General features: G+C 68.7%; 1 protein-coding gene. It reads right to left on the bottom strand.

Annotated features, from left to right (window positions below):
* Window positions 1-1,102 (bottom strand): hypothetical protein (locus ABTU92_RS23910; protein WP_408094124.1); only part of this gene is annotated, 1,102 nt, incomplete at both ends.

Genomic DNA, 1,102 nt, shown 5'->3' with positions numbered 1-1,102 from the left:
CCCGGAACGGTGCCGGCGGCGAATTGCCCCGAGTCGACGATCGCCAGCTTGTCGGCCGAGATGTCGAGCTCGCTGCCGCGGCCGCCCGGCGCCGGCCCGGACAGCGCGGTGCCGAACAACTTGATGGACGCGGAAGCGATGACGGAGAGCCGGCCGGCGTCGATCGGCAGCCGCGGGACCGTGACGCCGGCATGCACCGCCGCCTCGGTGAAATAGGTGTTCGCGAGGCTGTAGCTGTACTCGCTGTAGCTCCGCCACACGGCGCTGCTCTGCACGGCGAAGAGCTGGCTGCCGAACGAGGAGGTCGAGGGGTTGGTCGACTGGGTGTAGTTGCCCGTGACCAGAACGGTGCCGTCCGGGAGCGTGGTTCCGGACGGCAGGTTGCGTCCCAGATTGCTCCCGTAATAGGTCACCCGCAGGGCGCCCGGCAAGGTCGCGTAGTGCCCGGGATAGAGCGTGTAGACGCCCGCCGGGATGCCGTTGCCGCCGTCGATCCGGATCTGCGTCCCGGCGAGCGGATAGTCGTCGGCGCCGAGATACTCGACGCCGCCCGTCGTCAGATGCTTGTTGGTCGTGGTGAAGTGGATATCGAACGCCGCGACGGGGTCGTTGATCGACGGAACCAGTGCATAGACCTTCTGGCCCGACGTCGTGGCGAGGACGTCGCGGCTCCCGCCCTTGCCCTGGATCCACTCCATGGCCTGCAGGTCGCCGCCGCCGCGCGCATCGATGGTCGCTCCGGACGCGATGGTGACGTTCGCGCCGTCGAGCACCAGACCCTTCGACGGCAGATCGACCCCGAAGGGGAGCGTCTTCGCGTTGTAGTACCAGTTGGTTCCGTCGATCGTCTCGCCATACGGAACGAGTGCGCCGGCGAGCGTGACGGAGGTCAGGCTGCCGGGCGCCAGCGTCACCTTGACGGTCGCGGTGAGCGTGATCCGTCCGAGGGGCGCGAACAGGTTGCCGCCCTGGGTGATGTTCCTCGCCGTGACGGTCACACCGCCGCCGGCCGAGAGCGGAAGGTCGCTCCGGCCGCCGGTCGTCGCCTGGAACACCACGTCCCCGGTCGTCTGGATGGTGAAGTCGACCGCCGAGATCGGGT

This window comes from Rhodoplanes sp. SY1, from assembly GCF_046000175.1.
GTDB lineage: Bacteria > Pseudomonadota > Alphaproteobacteria > Rhizobiales > Xanthobacteraceae > Rhodoplanes.
This window is presented reverse-complemented; position numbering and strand designations above follow the sequence as displayed.